The organism is Streptomyces bambusae, from assembly GCF_020532645.1.
GTDB lineage: Bacteria > Actinomycetota > Actinomycetes > Streptomycetales > Streptomycetaceae > Streptomyces > Streptomyces bambusae.
This window is the reverse complement of record NZ_JAJAUZ010000007.1, coordinates 198,986-213,921: the sequence shown is the minus strand read 5'-3', so window position 1 is coordinate 213,921 and position 14,936 is coordinate 198,986. Positions and strand designations below refer to the sequence as shown.

The following is a 14,936-nucleotide window of genomic DNA, read 5'->3' as shown; positions in this document are numbered from 1 at the left end:
CCGTTGAGCAGCTGCCGGGGACGCTGGTCGTCGAGGTGGGTGAGCGGCAGGCCTGGCCCTTCCTGACCTTCCTCGACACCGAGAGCGACCCGGAGCGCGAGATGCGGCTCTACCTGGACACCGACTGGCGGATCACGGAGGCGGGCGAGGCCGGCCCCGGGGCGGCCGTGGACCCGGACAATCCACTGCCGGAGCTGGTCCGTCTCAACAACCGGCACGTGGAGGGCGCGGTTCAGAACGCGGACGGGTCGCTCGACATCGCGTTCGACGACAACCTCACCCTGCGGATCTCGGGCGAGCCGACCGCGACCACCGCCGGCGAGGCCTGGTGGCTCTCCCCCTGGCTGCGCGAGCCGCAGGCAGACCGGTAGGGCGACGGGCGGGCGACGTCGAGCCGCCATGGCCGCGCCCGGGCAACACCGGAGCCTCGCGGTCCGCACGCCGGATCGCGCCCGGCCCGGCGTACGCAGGCTCGATTGCACGTACAGCCTGTCATCGACGGCAGCGGTCCGCCGAAGGGCGAGAACGCGCCGACCTCCTGCCGTCGGCCGTTCCCGCCGCACACCACGACCTAGACTGCGACCGCTCCACACCTGGCGATCATCGGGAGGGCACACAAGATGCACCGAGCACTGATCAGCGCATGCGCGGCCGTGACGTTAGTGGTGTCCGGGGGAAGTGTCGCCGTCGCTTCCGACGGGGCTCCGCCGCGCACCACGCACGGCCCCTGCCAGTACACGCAGACCCCGGACGAGCCGCCCGCGCGCTCCGTTCCGCTGCCGCCCGACCCGCGGCGCACCCCGAGCCGCGGCACGGTCGACATGGCTGTTCCGACCAGTCAGGGCCCGCTCCCCCTGCGTTTGGACCGGGCCAAGGCACCGTGCACGGTGCAGAGTTTCCTGCACCTGGCGCGGCACGGGTTCTACGACCGGACGGTGTGCCACCGGCTGACGGCCTATCCGACGTTGAAGGTCCTGCAGTGCGGCGACCCCACCGGTACCGGTGAGGGAGGGCCCGGATACAAGTACAAGGACGAGCTGCCGGTGGATCTGCCCCCCGCACCGACCGATCCGAGCGGCGTGCGCCGCGTGTACGAGCGCGGTGTGCTCGCGATGGCCAACGCCGGTCCCGACACGAACGGCTCGCAGTTCTTCGTCGTCTACGGCAACTCCGCACTGCGGCCGAACTACACGGTGTTCGGCACGGTCGGCACCGACGGCCTGGAGACGCTCGACAAGACCGCCGCCGGGGGAATCGAGCCGACCGCGGAGAACCCCGCGCCGGTCGACGGCACACCCGTCCTGCGGACCGAGCTGCTCCGGGTCCGGCCGTTCTGCCGTCACTGACTCTCCCCGCCCGCCCCGAAGTCGCGGCCGCGGCTGTGCCGAGCTGAGGGCGAACTCGGCACAGCCGCCCGCGAGGGCATCAATATCTCCCTTTTCATCCCTTTCATTCATATAGGCGGGGCCCCCACGACAGCTCCGTATTGAAAATGAGTGTCATAATCGTATAGAAGTACGGGGTGCTCACCTCACGACAGGTGCTGGAGCGCCCGACGGCCCATGGCCGGCCCTTTGCGCTTCCCGCACTCCGACATCCCTCGGTTTCCGCCCTGCTGGCGGACCATCGCGCCCTGCTCACCGACCTCCTGGACGGTCTGGGCTCGCCGCTGCACGTCGTACTGCCCGAGATCTTCGAAGAGAACATCGGCAGGCTCCGGCAGGCGTTCGCCGAGGCGGGCGCCGCCGCCGACATCCTGTTCGCCAAGAAGGCGAACAAGGCCGACTGCTACGTCACGTCGGCCGCGGCCCTCGGCATCGGCGTCGACGTCGCCGGTGCGCCCGAGTTGGTCAAGGCCCTGGCAGGCGGCGTTCCAGGACACCGGATCGGCATATCCGGTCCGGAGAAGGACGATGCGCTGCATCGCCTGGCCGTGCAGCACGGCTGCCTGGTTGCCGTCGACTCGGTCAGCGAACTCCGTCGCCTCGCGGCAACGGCGCGGCTCGCCCAGCGGCAGGCCAACGTCCTGCTGCGGTCCCGGACGACTGCCCAACCCGGAAGCCGCTTCGGGCTGTCCGCTGCCGAGCGTCACGCCGCCGTGGGCCTGTGCGGGGAACTCTCCGGCCACATCAGCCTCCGGGGATTCTCCTTCCACCTGAACGGCTACTCCACGGCGGAACGCGCGACGGCGGCGAACGAGATGATCGGGCACTGCCTCGACGCCAGGCGGCGCGGCTCGCCCTCCGCCCAACTCGTCGACATCGGGGGCGGTCTGCCGGTCCGTTACGTCGAACCCCAGCTCTGGGAGGACTTCCTCCGCCAGAACGAACCCGCCCACTACCACGGGGCGAAGGACTTCAACGGCTTCTATCCGTACGGCGGGCAGCCCGCGGCCCAGGCGGCGCGCGCCATCATGGCGCACCCGGTCGACGGCGGGCAGACCCTGGCGGCGAAGGCGGCACGCCACGGGATCCGGTTCGTCGTCGAGCCGGGCCGGGCCCTGCTGGACCAGGCCGGGTTCACGATGTACCGCGTCCAGCAGGTGGACGACCGGCGGGACGCCTGCGGGTACGCGATCGTCACCGTCGCGGGCAGCAGTTTCAGTCTCTCCGAGCAGTGGTTCAACAGCGACTACCTCCCCGACCCGCTGCTGCTGTCCGCCCGGCCCGGCGCTGCGGAGGTGTTCCCCGCCTGTGTCGCCGGCTCGACCTGCCTGGAGAGCGACATGGTGACCTGGCGGAAGATCGGCTTCCCGCGGCCCGTCCGACGTGGTGACCACCTGGTCTACCTCAACACCGCCGGCTACCAGATGGACTCCAACGAATCGCCGTTCCACGACGCCGCCCTGCCGTCGAAGGCCGTGATCCGGCTCGGTGGCGAAGGTGCCAGGCCGCGTTGGCGACTGGACGGCATCTGATGCGCCCTCGAAACAACCTCATGCAAAAGCCGATGAAGGAGAAGCCCCCCATGGCACCCCCGTACGCTCCACCCGGGCAGCTGTGGCTGCTGCCGCAGTCCCAGCAGGAAGGACTGGACCTCGACCGCCGGAAGGTGATCGAGGTCGTCGAAAACGCCTACCGCGCGCTGCGGGAAGGCGGCTCGGACAACCCGGTCAAGACGATCATCGACGATCCCGGCCACCGCTCCCTGAGCTACTCGATGGTGGCGCGGGACGGCGGCAGCGGAACGGTCTGCTTCAAGGCCGTCTACGAGTTCGACCCCCGCCGCAGCCGCGACGGCTACCGGTTCCACTCGTTCGTATTCCTCGTCGACGACACCACCGGCGCACCCATCGCGCTGATGGACGTGGTGAAGCTCGGACCGCTGCGGTCCTCGGCCACCACGGCCCTCCTCGCCCGCGCGGCCTGCCCCGACGCACGAAGCGCCCTGGTCGTCGGCACCGGCGTCCAGGGGCAGGCGGCACTGCCGATGCTGGTGGCGGCGATGCCGGAGCTGGAGCGGCTGCAGGTGTTCGGCACCTTCCCCGAGGGCCTGCGCGCCGTCCGGGACGGTGTCGAGGGCCGTGAGGTGGAGATCGTCACGGACCTCCGGGCGGCCACCGCGGATGCCGACATCGTGATCGGCGCCTCCGGCCTGTCCGCGAGCGAGGAGGTCCGGCGGGACTGGATGAAGCCGGGCTCGGTCGCGGTGCTCCTCGGGTACGGAGTGCACGCCGACGTGTGCCACGGCGCGGACTACCGCATTGCCACCGACACCGCCCAGATGCATGCGACGTGCGACGACCTGCGCAATGCGGACGGCAGCCTGCCGCAGGTGGACGCCCAGCTGCCGGACATCCTGCTCGGCCGCTCCCCCGCCCGGCGCCGTCCGGACGACGTGGTCTTCGCCTACAACAGCGGCATGGCGGTCACCGACGCCGCGCTCGGCCGGTACGTCGCCGACCTCGCACTGGCCGCCGGCCGAGGGGAAAGGGCCGACTTCTGGTGAGCACCACCGACACCAACGACACGACCGGCACCACCGACACCAACGACACGACCGGCACCACCGGCACGGCCGGCACCACCGGCACGACCGGCACGACCGGCACGACCGGCACGACCGGCACGACGAGTACGACCACCACGGCCCCGACGGGCGCCCGCTGGTGGGCCCGGAACTCCCGCGCACTGCTCGGGCTCGCGCTCCCCCTGATCCTCACGAACTTCGCCTACGTCGCCCTGACCACGGTGGACATCGTGATGCTGGGCAGGCTCGGCGCGCTCGAGATCGCCGCCGCGGGCCTTGCCCTCGCGTTGTTCAACCAGTTGCGCACCACCGGAACGGGCCTGGTCACCGGTGTGAGCAACCTGGTGGCCGAGGCCCGGGTGCAGGGCGACCGGCAGCGCGTCGGCGCGCTGCTGTTCGCCGGATTCTTCTGGGCGACCGTGTGCGGGGTGGCTTTCTGCGCGGCGCTCTGGCTGATCGGTCCGCTCCTGGTCCTGCTGGGCCAGGACGAGGCGGTGGTCGACAAGGCCGGCGAGTTCCTGATGGTCCTTGCGCCCGGCATGCTGCCCTGCCTGTGGTTCCAGACACTGCGGCACTTCACCACCGGCCTCAAGCGGCCCGGCCCGCTGCTGGCCATCACCCTGGTGTCGATCGGCGCGACCATCGGCCTGAACCACGTCCTGATCCACGGTGCGTTCGGCGTGCCCGCCTTCGGATTCGTCGGCGTCGCGATCGCCACCGTCGCGGTGTTCGTCCTGTCCTTCCTGGCGTTCGTCGCGGTGATCCTGCGCGACAGCACCCTGCGTCCCCATCTCGCTTCGCCCGACGCGTGGAGGTGGAACGGCGACGCGGTCCGCTCCGTCTGGCGCCTGGGCCTGCCGATCTCGGGCACCTACGCCTCCGAGGCCGGGTTCTTCAGCGTTCTCACCCTCGTCATCGGCACCCTCGGCGTCGACGCGCTGGCCGCGCAGACCGTGCTGAACCAGATCGTCTACATCGTCTTCATGATCTCCGCCGGTCTGTCGCACGCGGCGTCCATCCACATCAGCGAGGCGGGCGGCCGCGGAGACTACGCCACGGCACGCCGTACGGGGCTGCTCGGCGCGGCCTGGGGTGTGATCGCGACGCTGGTGATCGCCGTCGCGTACCTGGTGATCCCGAACCCGATCGTGTCCCTGTTCATCTCGGCAGAGCACGCCGGCGATGCGGAGATCGTCGCCCTGACCGTGACCGGACTGATGATCGCCGCGCTCATGCAGGTCTTCGACGCCGTGCAGAACATCGGCAACGGCATCCTGCGCGGCATCGGCGACACCGCAGGTCCCTTCCGGATCTCTCTCGTCGGGTACTGGCTGATCGGGCTGCCCGCCGGCTACCTGCTGGGGGTGAGTGCCGACTGGGGCGTCGAGGGCGTCTGGATCGGCCAGACCATCGGCCTCGCGGCCACGTCCGCCCTCCTCATGACCGCCTTCCTGCGCCGCGTCGGCCGGCTCCGACGAGCCGCCTCCAGCGCACCCGTTCCGGAACCGGAGTCCCCATGAACCACGCCCTCGCCCATGCCGCGTCGGCTTCCCTGATCCGCCGGGAAGTGGCGGGTCTGCCGCGCTACGACCCGGGCGCCGACCCGGACGAGGTGGCCGCCCTCAGCGGCTCCGGCCGCGTCATCAAACTGTCCAACAACGAGAACCCGTTCGGTGCGTCACCGAGGGTCGCCGAAGCAGTGCGGCTGGCCCTTGCCGAGGGTGTCTCCCGCTACCCCGACCCCACCGGCAGACGGCTTGCCCAGGCGATCGGGACGGCTCTGGACGTGCCCGCCGAGCGCGTCGTGCTCGGCAACGGATCGGAGAACATCCTCGAGCTGCTGTGCCAGGCCGTACTCGACGCCGGTGACCTGGTGGTCACCCAGGCGCCCGGGTTCAGCCTGCACGAGACCTTCCCCCGCGTCATGGGCGCCCGGGTGGAGAAGGTCCCGGTCACCGCGGAGTTCGGGTTCGACGCGCAGGCCTGGAGCACGGCGCTGGCGGGCGGCCCGAAGCTCGTCTTCCTCGCCAACCCGTGCAACCCCACCGGCGTGGTGCTGAGCGCCGGGCAGCTGGAGCACGTCCTGGCCGCGACCCCCGAATCGGCCCTGCTGGTGCTCGACGAGGCGTACGGGGAGTTCGCCCGGTCCCGTCCCGGCTACCCCGACGGCCTCGAAGCCCTGCGCGGGCTGGACCGGCCGTGGATCGTGCTGCGCACCTTCTCCAAGGCCTACGGCCTGGCGGGCGTCCGCGTCGGGTACGGCATCGCGTCCGACCCGGCGCTGGTCCAGGCCCTGGACCGGGTCCGTACGCCGTACAACGTGAACCATCCGGCCCAGCAGGCCGCAATCGCCGCGCTGGGCGACCACGCGCACCTGGCGGAGACGGTCCGCCGCACCGCCCTGGAGATCGACAGGGTCGGCGACCGGTTGCGCGCATCGGGACTGCGTGTCGTGCCCTCGTCGGCCAACTTCCTCTTCATCGACACCGGCCGGCCCGCCGACCGTGTCGCCCGGGAGCTCCACCGCGCCGGAATCATCGTCAAGGCGTGGCGGGAGCCCGGATACGAGACCTACATCCGAGCCTCACTGTCGACTCCCGGGGACAACGACGTCTTCGTCCGGTGTCTGACCGGGATCTGCGCGAAGGAAAACCGATGATCACCAGCAAGATGTCCGAACTGATAGGGCGGACGCCGCTGCTGAAGCTGCCCGTCGCGGCAGGCGGGGCGACCGTCCTGCTGAAGCTGGAGCAGTTCAACCCCACCGGCACCGCCAAGATCCGGATGGCCAGGAACATGGTCGACGAGGCGGAGGAGGCCGGGCTCCTCGCCCCTGGCGGGTGGCTGGTGGAGTCGACGTCCGGCAACACGGGTCTCGGCCTGGCGCTCATCGCCGCCGAACGCGGGTACAAGTTCACCGCCGTGGTCGACAACCACTCCAGCCCGGACAAGCTGCGGGGCATGGTGGCGTACGGCGCCGACATCCTCAACGTCGCCGGGGACGAGGAAGGACTCGCCACCGCCGAACGCGACACCACGGCGGAGCGGCTCGCCGCCGAGCACGGCGCCTTCTGGACCGCCCAGCACCGCAACATCGGCAACCCCAACGGCTACCGGCCGCTCGCCCGCGAGCTCCACGACGACCTGGGCGACGACATCGACTACCTGTACGGGGCGGTCGGCACCGGCGGTTCGCTCTGCGGCACCGGCCGCGTCCTGCGCGAGCGCATCCCGTATCTGAAGATCATCGGTGTCGAGCCGGTGGGCTCCGTCGTCTTCGGCGGCCCGGGCGCACCCTACCACCAGTCCGGGACGGGTACGCCGGAGGGATCGGAGATCGGTTGTGTCGTCGACTACGGGGTCTTCGACGAGGGGATCAAGGTCAGCGACGCGGAAGCGTTCGAGACCTGCCGCTACCTGGCCAGGAACTTCGGTGTCCTGATCGGCGGTTCGGCCGGCGGCGTGGTGTACAAGGCCCTGGAGCGGGCGCAGTCCGCGCCCCCCGGCACCACGATCGTGGTGCTGGTCTGCGACGGCGGCGACAAGTACCTGGAGACCGTCTTCAACGACGACTGGATGACCGCCAACGGGCTGTTCGACGAGCAGGTCGCCCGCAGGCTCGCCGCCATGCTGCAGTAACTCCCGGCCGCGACCGGCTGCTTGAACCATTCTCCCCCTGCCCGTGAAAAACGAACTGGGACCTTCCTGCCATGAAGATGAAAATGACAACCATAACGACTGCGACTCTGGTGACTCTCGCGCTTGCGGGATGCACTGCGGAGCCCGTGTCCGGTGACCGCAAGCCCGCTGCGGCCAAGCAGCAGGGCGCGGCGACGGCCTACCCGTTCACCCTCAGGAACTGCGGCACCGACGTGACGTACAAGGCCCCGCCGCAGAAGGCCGTCACCCTCAACCAGAGCGCCGCCGAGATCCTCATCCACCTGGGCGTGGGCGACCGGATCGCCGGTTCGGGCTACGAGATCGAGAAGACGCCCGACGCGATCGCCGAGCAGTACAAGAAGATTCCGCTCCTGTCCGCGCCCGGGCAGGAGATCAAGAACGAGAAGCTGCTGGAAGCACAACCGGACTTCGTCTACGGCTCCTTCGCCGGCATGTTCACCGCCGAGCAGTCCGGCGACCGCAAGCAGCTCCACGACCTGGGCGTGCCGACCTACCTCACCGAGTTCGACTGCTCGTTCCACGAGAGCGTGGCCGGCGCGAACTTCGACATGCTGTACGAGGAGTACCGCCGACTGGGCAAGATCATGAACGTGCCCGCCGCCGGGGAGAAACTGGCGGCCGAGCAGCAGGCCGTCGTACGGAAGGCGCTGCGCGCGGTCAAGAAGCGGGACACTCCGCTGAAGGTCATGTGGTTCTACTCCACCTACGAGGGCACTCCGTGGGCAGCCGGCCCGGGTGGCCTGCCGCAGCACATCTCGCAGCTCGTCGGGGCCGAGAACATCTTCGCCGACGCCAAGACCAAGTGGGCGGAGGTGAGCTGGGACGAGGTCGCCGCCCGCAATCCCGACGTCATCATCCTGGCCGACCTGACCCGGGGCGAGCCCAACGACACCGCCGAGGAGAAGATCGCACTCCTCAAGAAGGACCCTCTCACCAGCAAGCTCGCCGCGGTCAAGGGCGACCGGTTCATCTCCGTCCCCGGCTCCCACATGGATCCCGGCTACGGCAGCGCGTCCGTCGTCCCCACCCTGGTCGACGGCCTGAACAGGCTCGGGTGACCGGCCGCCATCATGACAACGAGTCCACACAAGACCGCCGCGCCCACCGGAACCGCCCTCACCGGCCGTGAGACCGTTCCGGTGCGCCGGCGGCGCACCTCGACCGCAGTGCTCTTCGTCCTGGCCGGCGCAGGACTGCTGATGTCCGTGGTCACGGCCTCGCTGCTGGGCAGCGCGGACATCCGGCCCCTGGATGTCGTCTCGACGATCCTGCGGCACATCGGCCTGGGCTCCGTCGCGCCCACCCCGCCCCTGCCCGGACTGCTGGACGCCCTGGTCTGGGAGTCGCGCTTCCCGCGGGTGCTGCTGGCTGCCGCCGTCGGCATGGCGCTGGCGGTCTCGGGCACGGTCCTGCAAGCGGTGACCAGGAATCCGCTGGCCGACCCCTACCTGCTGGGAGTCTCCTCCGGCGCCTCCACCGGCGCGGTCGCCGTACTCCTGCTGGGCCTCGGCGGCAGCATCTCCCTCTCCTCCGGCGCCTTCGCCGGCGGACTGCTCTCCTTCGGCCTGCTCCTGCTCCTCCTGGGCGGGGGCCGCGTCTCCAGCCCCTCTCGCGTGGTGCTGACGGGCGTGCTCGTGTCCCAGTTCTTCGCCGCGGTCACCTCGGTCGTGCTCATGGTCAGCGGGGACGCGAACTCCACCCGCGGCTTCACGTACTGGCTGCTCGGCACGCTCGGGGGCGCCCGGTGGGAAGGGGTGACCGTCACCGTCGTCATCATCCTGACCGGGGTGATCGCCATCCACTTCTTCGCACCCGCCCTCGACGCCTTCACCTTCGGCTGGGACTCCGCCGCCGCCCTGGGGATCAACGTCACGGCGGCCCGCGTCTGGCTGATGGTGCTGACCTCCGTGACCACCGCGGCCGCCGTCGCCGCTTCCGGCGCGATCGGCTTCATCGGACTGCTCGTCCCGCATGCTGTCCGCATCCTGGCCGGCCCGACCCACCGCACCCTGCTGCCCCTGTCCGCGATCAGCGGCGCCATCTTCCTGATCTGGGTGGACGCGTTCGCCCGGACGGCCTTCTCCCCCCACGAACTGCCCGCCGGCGTCATCACCGCGCTCCTCGGCGCGCCCGCCTTCGCGCTGATCCTCAAGCGTCTGGAGTCCTGATGGGCACGATCACCACCACCCGGCTCTCCTGGTCGGTCAAGGGCCACCGGCTGCTGGACGGCATCGACATGGCCGCCCACGACGGCCGGACCGTCGGCCTCCTCGGCCCCAACGGCTCGGGCAAGTCGACGCTCCTGCGCCTGCTCGCCGGACTGCGCCGCCCCGACACCGGCACCGTCCGCTACGACGACACCCCTCTGAACGACCTGCACCGGCGAGTGCTGGCCCGACGGCTCGCCGTCGTCGAACAGGACGTGTCCGCCCACCACCACGTCACCGTCCGCCAGGTCGTGGAACTCGGCCGTACACCGTTCCGCGGCCGCTTCGACGCGCTGACCGGTCACGACCGGCGGACCGTCGACGCAGCACTGGAACGCACCGACCTCACCGACAAGCAGCACCACAGCTGGCACACCCTCTCCGGAGGGGAACGGCAGCGCACCCAACTCGCCCGCGCCCTCGCCCAGGAACCCCGGGAGATCCTCCTCGACGAACCCACCAACCACCTCGACATCCGCCACCAGCTCGAACTCCTCGAACTGCTCACGTCTCTGGACGTGACCTGCGTCGTCGCCCTGCACGACCTCAACCTCGCCGCCCGGTACTGCGACCACGTCGTCGTCCTCGACCACGGACAGGTCGTCGCCGCGGGCACCCCGGAGACCGTACTGACCCCGGACCTGATCCGGTCGGTGTACGGAGTCGACGTGCTCGTCGATCGCGAACCCGCCACCGGCGCCCTCCGCGTCACCTACCTGACCGCCACGGCCACGGCCACGGCCACTGCCACCGCCGCACGCACGACCACCGCCGCCCGTACACCGAACGGTGCAGCCGGCCGGGCGACGACACCGACCGGTGTACGACCGGAGGCCGACATCGGGACGACGACGCCCACGCCCCCTCCGTAGGTTCTGGATCACCGGAACGACACCGAGGAGGACGGCTTGACGTCGACGAACACGCGACCGGCAGGGGGAGGGCGGGCTCCGATCGTCCTGCTCGGCGCCGGGGCCCTGGCGATGGCTGCACTGGAAACGCTCAACCCGGGGTACTCCATGGTGAGCGAGACCCTCAGCCGGTACGTACACGGCACGGCCGGCCGGCTGCTCCCGGCGGCCCTGCCGGCCGTCGGCGCCGCCTCCGCCGTCCTCACGGTACGGATCGGCGCCGCCACCGGGCGGGCGGGGCGGGCCACCGACGGACTCACCGCCACCCGGACGATCGTCCAGGACCGTGAACTGACGGACTGCCGGGTCATCGTCCTCACCACGTTCGAGACCGACGAGTACGTCTTCGCCGCCCTGGCACCGCGCGGGAACGCGAGGTGACCCGGCTGATCGCGACCGGCCTGTCCAACGACCAGATCGCCGCGCAGCTGTTCATCAGCCCGCTCACCGCCAAGACCCACGTCACCCGCGCCATCGCCAATCGGCACGGCCCGGACGGCCAAGCACGCGTTCCTGCGCGGGCTAGGCGCCGACGAACTGATCGACTACTCGACGGCCGACTTCACCGACCTGCGCGAGGTGGACGTGGTGATCGACACGATCAGCAACGACTACGGGCCGAGGTCGCTCCGTACGCTCAAGCGGGGCGGCATCCTCATCGACGTCGTCGGCGTCGGAGTCGACCGGACGGCCGTGCAGGAGCAGGCGCGTGCGAACGGCGTGCGGTTCGTCGAGTACTTCCTCGCGCCGACCCCGGCCGACCCCGGCCGGCTTCGCCGATCTGGTGGACCGTGCCGGCATACGGCCGTTCGTCGAGGAGACCCTGGCCCTCACCGAAGCCGCCCGGGCGCACCGGCTGATCGAGAGCGGACGCGTCCGCAGCAAGATCGTGCTCGTACCCTGAGCGCGGATGACGGACACCCACCACGGCCTCCCTGAGGCGCCGCCTCCGGGCCGGGGTCCCCGCTCGGTCGTCGGCTTCCGCAAGGGTTCGCCGGGAGCCGGTAACCCCTCCGGCCGTGGCCTCGGTGGTGGTCACGATCTCCACCGAGGCCCATGGCATTCTCCCCCGACTTCGCGACTGTCACCCCCGACGGAATGACGGACTCCGGGTCACTTCCAGAAGGGCCCCAGAAGGAGCCACCACTCGGCGCCACCGGCCGCGATTCCCTCGATGTCGGCCACATTGGCGCCAACGGACAGCTGCGGCTCGATCCATTCCCGCGCGCCGAGCTTCAGGTTCAGAATCACTGCATGACCAGATCCGCCGCGGCTGTACACGAGCATGTGGTAGCCGAGACGGAGCGGGTCCTCGCCGGCGGCCAGCGTGTCGAGCTCCGTCTTCAGCATTTCCAGATCGGTGTATTCCTGGGGGTTTTTCCACAGGCCGCATTTCACTACGAGGTTGAGCACATCGGCGTTGTCGATACCCAGCGTCCCCGGAGAGGCCACGGGGATCCCGTAAGTCTCCGCAACCCGCTCCGCGGTGAATCCCGCACCGCCCCCGCCCAGAATGTATGCAACGCACACATGGACGCAGTTGTTGTTCGCGCCCGTGGGATTCCACACCGTGGCACCCTGGACCGGAACCTGCTGGTTGGCCTGCGTCAGGTGGTTCTGACCGGCCTGACTCCTCTGCACGGCAGCCTGCACGGCCTGCGGGTTCTGATGAATGGCCGCCTGGAATTCCTGGCGCTTGAGCGCGAGGAACTGCTGCTTGAACGTGTCCAGGTTCTGACTCTGCAGGAAGTTCTGCCACATCTCGTCCAGGAACTTCCCCTTGAGCATGTTCTCGTATCGCGCATCCCTGGGGCGGTAGTGCTTCTTGACGTCCGCCCATTTTGCAGCGACAGCCGTTCCCTGGTTGGCCAATTCCTGATTGAAGGCGACTGTCAGAACTGATTGATTTTTGAGATACTCCTGCCACGCCTTTTCCATGAGAGGGCGTTGCATTTCCTCTCGAAAGAGCTTGTCCAGGGGATGTTCCATAGCTTCAGAGTTCCTTTTCTGATCGTTCTCGCACGGGGAATAAATATCTCAAAATTAAGAGATTCCACTGCCGGAGCTTATGGAGAAAGGATCTCTGAGCCAACGAGTACGGGGACAAGCATTCGGGTAAGGTCGCTGTGTGGTCCCGGGTGTGGCACTCTGCGGACCGCCGGGCCGTTGTGCGGGGTGGTCCGGTACGGAGGGTGGGGGGAACGACACGTGGTGCGCGGCAGCAGGAGACGGTACGGCGCGGGGGCGGCACTGCTGATCGCCCTGGCGATGGGCGGGACCGGGTGCAGCGGGGAGGACGCCGACGCGAGGGCCGCGGCGGCGACGAAGGCGGCCGAGGCCACCAGGCCCTTCGGGCCGAACAGCGTCAAGGCCGCCCTGACGGCGGTGGCCGAGCAGGTGGGGACCTCGCGCGGGGACTGGACCATGCCCAGCACCAACGCCGCCGCGACCGCGCCCGGCGGCAACCCGCTCTCCGAGTGCGGGATGCACTACGTCGGCTTCGGGTCCGCGGAGAAGTCCGTGACGGTGGACGACGTCGCCGCGGGCGCGGAGGCCCTCGAGGCGCGGGGCTGGAAGCAGGCCCAGCGGCCTCGGGTGCGGAAGGAGAAGGACGGCCGTGTGTTCCACGCCCTGCACGTCCTGGAGAAGCGCCACTGGACTGCACTGGTCGAGTTCCGGCCGTACGAGGCGGACGGGGAGCAGAGGGGCAGTCTTGAGCTGTCCGGCATGGAAGACGACTGCGTCGACCGGGTCGAGGCGATACCCCACGAGTAGGGGCGACCGGCTCGTGCGATCAGCAGGCCGACACCTCGCCGGGAACCGGGCCGGCGAGAGACTGCTTGGTGCCGGCACGCCGGCCGGGAAGTTCCACGTCGCCGTCAGGGCCGAGGACGGAGCCGCCCTCAGGAACCCTGGCCCCAGGCAGGCCACTGCCGGTCTCCGGCATCGATGACTGTCGGTCGGATCGCCGGTACGGCGTGCTCTAATCGCCGGATGGGGAAGATCGAATCAGAGTTGACACGGCGTTGGCTGGACGGCTGGACGGTGGCCCGTGCCCTGCCCGCGGCCGAGGAGGTCGGGGCCTCCGGGGACGGCCTGCGGTCGGCGTGCGGCCAACCCGGCCGTGAGGTCGAGGTGTTCGCGTTGCGGGCGGACGAGGAGCCCGAGTCCTTGGCGCGGCTGGCGGCGACCGTTGCCGCCGCCCGGCAGAGCACCTGGCTCACCGTACCCACGCAGCACCCGGGCGCAGTCGAAGCCGCGGTCCGGGCGGCCGGTCTGGAACTGGTCCACCGGGCCGAGTGGTTGATGACGGCCGACCTGGCCGGACACCCCGTGCACGAGGCTGCCGCGCCGTACGAGCTCGAGGTGCGGACGGAAGGTCCGGTCACGGTCGTCTCTTTCCGCGCGCCCTCCGGAGAGGTGGCCGCACGGGGCACCGTCGCCGTGGTCGGGGCCGATGCGGTCGCCGACCGCATCGAGACGCACGCGGCGCACCGCCGGCGCGGCCTGGGCAGCGCCGTGATGGGCTCCCTGGCCGAGGTCGCCGTGTCCCGGGGCGCCCGTACCGGCCTTCTCATCGCGAGCGAGGAAGGCCAACGCCTCTACTCCGCCCTCGGCTGGCACCACGCAGCCGACGTCGTGATCGCCCGGGGACCGGCGGCTCCCTGAGCAGCGGAACGTGCGCCCTGGGGACGGCGTCCGGGTGGGGTGCCGCGGCTGTGGTGACCGCTTTCAGTCGGGTTCGGACGGGCTGACGGCGACGAGTTCGACTTCGAAGCCGTCGGTGTTCTCCAGGTAGGCGGCGTAGGTCTGCTCGCCTCCTGCGCGCGGGTGCCGGTCGGGGAACATCAGGGTCCAGCCGTGCTGTGGGGCCTCGGTGACCAAAGCGTCCAGGGCGTCACGGTCTTGGACGTGGAATGCCAGGTGGTTCAGCCCGGGTCGGCAACGCTCGTGATGGTCCGCGGTGAGTGCCCGGGACTGTTCGAAGACCAGGTAGGTCGTCCCGAGCCGCCAGCTGCGGCCGTCGTTCCAGCTCTGGAACGGATCGTAGCCCAGGGCTTCCAGCAGCCAGCCGAAGGAGGCGACGGCACGGTGGAGGTCGGGCACCCAGATCTCGACGTGGTGCAGCGTTCCGTTGGCAGGGCGGGCCATGCGGTCACCTCCGGGG

14 protein-coding genes and 2 pseudogenes are annotated in these 14,936 nt (G+C 70.0%); 14 read left to right on the top strand and 2 right to left on the bottom strand.

Features of this window, described 5'->3' with window-relative positions; translation table 11 throughout:
* The 12 genes and pseudogenes from LG634_RS07885 to LG634_RS38575 all read left to right on the top strand — a co-directional run.
* A partial coding sequence (locus LG634_RS07885) for a hypothetical protein (RefSeq protein ID WP_226732922.1) occupies nucleotides 1-371 on the top strand: 371 nt, incomplete at its 5' end.
* Nucleotides 372-821: 450 nt separating this feature from the next.
* Entirely contained in the window at nucleotides 822-1,346 is a 525-nt protein-coding gene (locus tag LG634_RS07880) for a peptidylprolyl isomerase (RefSeq protein ID WP_226732932.1), read from the top strand.
* A 176-nt stretch (nucleotides 1,347-1,522) separates the two neighbouring features.
* Nucleotides 1,523-2,917, top strand: a complete 1,395-nt coding sequence (locus LG634_RS07875) for an alanine racemase (protein WP_226732921.1) — start codon at nucleotides 1,523-1,525, stop codon at nucleotides 2,915-2,917.
* Nucleotides 2,918-2,967: 50 nt separating this feature from the next.
* Complete coding sequence (locus tag LG634_RS07870; RefSeq protein ID WP_226732920.1) at nucleotides 2,968-3,948, top strand: ornithine cyclodeaminase; 981 nt, start codon at nucleotides 2,968-2,970, stop codon at nucleotides 3,946-3,948.
* Complete coding sequence (locus LG634_RS07865; protein WP_226732919.1) at nucleotides 3,945-5,489, top strand: MATE family efflux transporter; 1,545 nt, start codon at nucleotides 3,945-3,947, stop codon at nucleotides 5,487-5,489. The genes LG634_RS07870 and LG634_RS07865 overlap by 4 nt, the downstream gene beginning before the upstream one ends.
* Nucleotides 5,486-6,628, top strand: a complete 1,143-nt coding sequence (gene hisC / locus LG634_RS07860; RefSeq protein ID WP_226732918.1) for a histidinol-phosphate transaminase — start codon at nucleotides 5,486-5,488, stop codon at nucleotides 6,626-6,628. The genes LG634_RS07865 and hisC overlap by 4 nt, the downstream gene beginning before the upstream one ends.
* Nucleotides 6,625-7,608 (top strand): PLP-dependent cysteine synthase family protein, encoded by a 984-nt coding sequence (locus tag LG634_RS07855; RefSeq protein ID WP_226732917.1) that lies wholly within the window; start codon nucleotides 6,625-6,627, stop codon nucleotides 7,606-7,608. Before hisC ends, LG634_RS07855 begins: the two co-directional genes overlap by 4 nt.
* 146 nt (nucleotides 7,609-7,754) lie before the next feature.
* A complete protein-coding gene (locus LG634_RS07850; RefSeq protein ID WP_226732916.1) occupies nucleotides 7,755-8,708 on the top strand; it encodes an ABC transporter substrate-binding protein in 954 nt (317 codons plus the stop codon).
* 81 nt (nucleotides 8,709-8,789) lie between these two features.
* Complete coding sequence (locus LG634_RS07845; protein WP_372482386.1) at nucleotides 8,790-9,818, top strand: FecCD family ABC transporter permease; 1,029 nt, start codon at nucleotides 8,790-8,792, stop codon at nucleotides 9,816-9,818.
* Complete coding sequence (locus LG634_RS07840) at nucleotides 9,818-10,729, top strand: ABC transporter ATP-binding protein (RefSeq protein ID WP_226732914.1); 912 nt, start codon at nucleotides 9,818-9,820, stop codon at nucleotides 10,727-10,729. Before LG634_RS07845 ends, LG634_RS07840 begins: the two co-directional genes overlap by 1 nt.
* Before the next feature lie 285 nt (nucleotides 10,730-11,014).
* Nucleotides 11,015-11,247 (top strand): annotated as a pseudogene (locus LG634_RS38200) (helix-turn-helix domain-containing protein); the annotation flags it as partial.
* A gap of 100 nt (nucleotides 11,248-11,347) precedes the next feature.
* Nucleotides 11,348-11,672 (top strand): annotated as a pseudogene (locus LG634_RS38575) (zinc-binding dehydrogenase).
* A gap of 209 nt (nucleotides 11,673-11,881) precedes the next feature.
* Here LG634_RS38575 and LG634_RS07820 read toward each other — a convergent pair.
* Complete coding sequence (locus LG634_RS07820; RefSeq protein ID WP_226732912.1) at nucleotides 11,882-12,757, bottom strand: hypothetical protein; 876 nt, start codon at nucleotides 12,755-12,757, stop codon at nucleotides 11,882-11,884.
* A 219-nt stretch (nucleotides 12,758-12,976) separates the two neighbouring features.
* On the opposite strand from LG634_RS07820, the gene LG634_RS07815 reads away from it, so the two are divergent.
* Both LG634_RS07815 and LG634_RS07810 read left to right on the top strand, forming a co-directional pair.
* Nucleotides 12,977-13,543 carry a hypothetical protein gene (locus LG634_RS07815; protein WP_226732911.1) on the top strand — a complete coding sequence of 189 codons (567 nt, stop codon included), beginning with the start codon at nucleotides 12,977-12,979 and terminating at the stop codon, nucleotides 13,541-13,543.
* A 219-nt stretch (nucleotides 13,544-13,762) separates the two neighbouring features.
* Nucleotides 13,763-14,437, top strand: coding sequence for a GNAT family N-acetyltransferase (locus LG634_RS07810; protein ID WP_226732910.1), 675 nt, complete (start codon nucleotides 13,763-13,765; stop codon nucleotides 14,435-14,437).
* A 63-nt stretch (nucleotides 14,438-14,500) separates the two neighbouring features.
* On the opposite strand, the gene LG634_RS07805 is transcribed toward LG634_RS07810, so the two are convergent.
* Nucleotides 14,501-14,920 (bottom strand): VOC family protein, encoded by a 420-nt coding sequence (locus tag LG634_RS07805; RefSeq protein WP_226732909.1) that lies wholly within the window; start codon nucleotides 14,918-14,920, stop codon nucleotides 14,501-14,503.
* Nucleotides 14,921-14,936 lie beyond the last annotated feature (16 nt).

Bases quoted from the DNA above. Each gene is read 5' to 3' on its own strand.
- LG634_RS07880 (WP_226732932.1), top strand. From the start codon at position 822: ATGGCTGTTCCGACCAGTCAGGGCCCGCTCCCCCTGCGTTTGGACCGG.
- LG634_RS07870 (WP_226732920.1), top strand. From the start codon at position 2,968: ATGGCACCCCCGTACGCTCCACCCGGGCAGCTGTGGCTGCTGCCGCAG.
- hisC (WP_226732918.1), top strand. From the start codon at position 5,486: ATGAACCACGCCCTCGCCCATGCCGCGTCGGCTTCCCTGATCCGCCGG.
- LG634_RS07855 (WP_226732917.1), top strand. From the start codon at position 6,625: ATGATCACCAGCAAGATGTCCGAACTGATAGGGCGGACGCCGCTGCTG.
- LG634_RS07840 (WP_226732914.1), top strand. From the start codon at position 9,818: ATGGGCACGATCACCACCACCCGGCTCTCCTGGTCGGTCAAGGGCCAC.
- LG634_RS07820 (WP_226732912.1), bottom strand. From the start codon at position 12,757: ATGGAACATCCCCTGGACAAGCTCTTTCGAGAGGAAATGCAACGCCCT.
- LG634_RS07810 (WP_226732910.1), top strand. From the start codon at position 13,763: ATGGGGAAGATCGAATCAGAGTTGACACGGCGTTGGCTGGACGGCTGG.
- LG634_RS07805 (WP_226732909.1), bottom strand. From the start codon at position 14,920: ATGGCCCGCCCTGCCAACGGAACGCTGCACCACGTCGAGATCTGGGTG.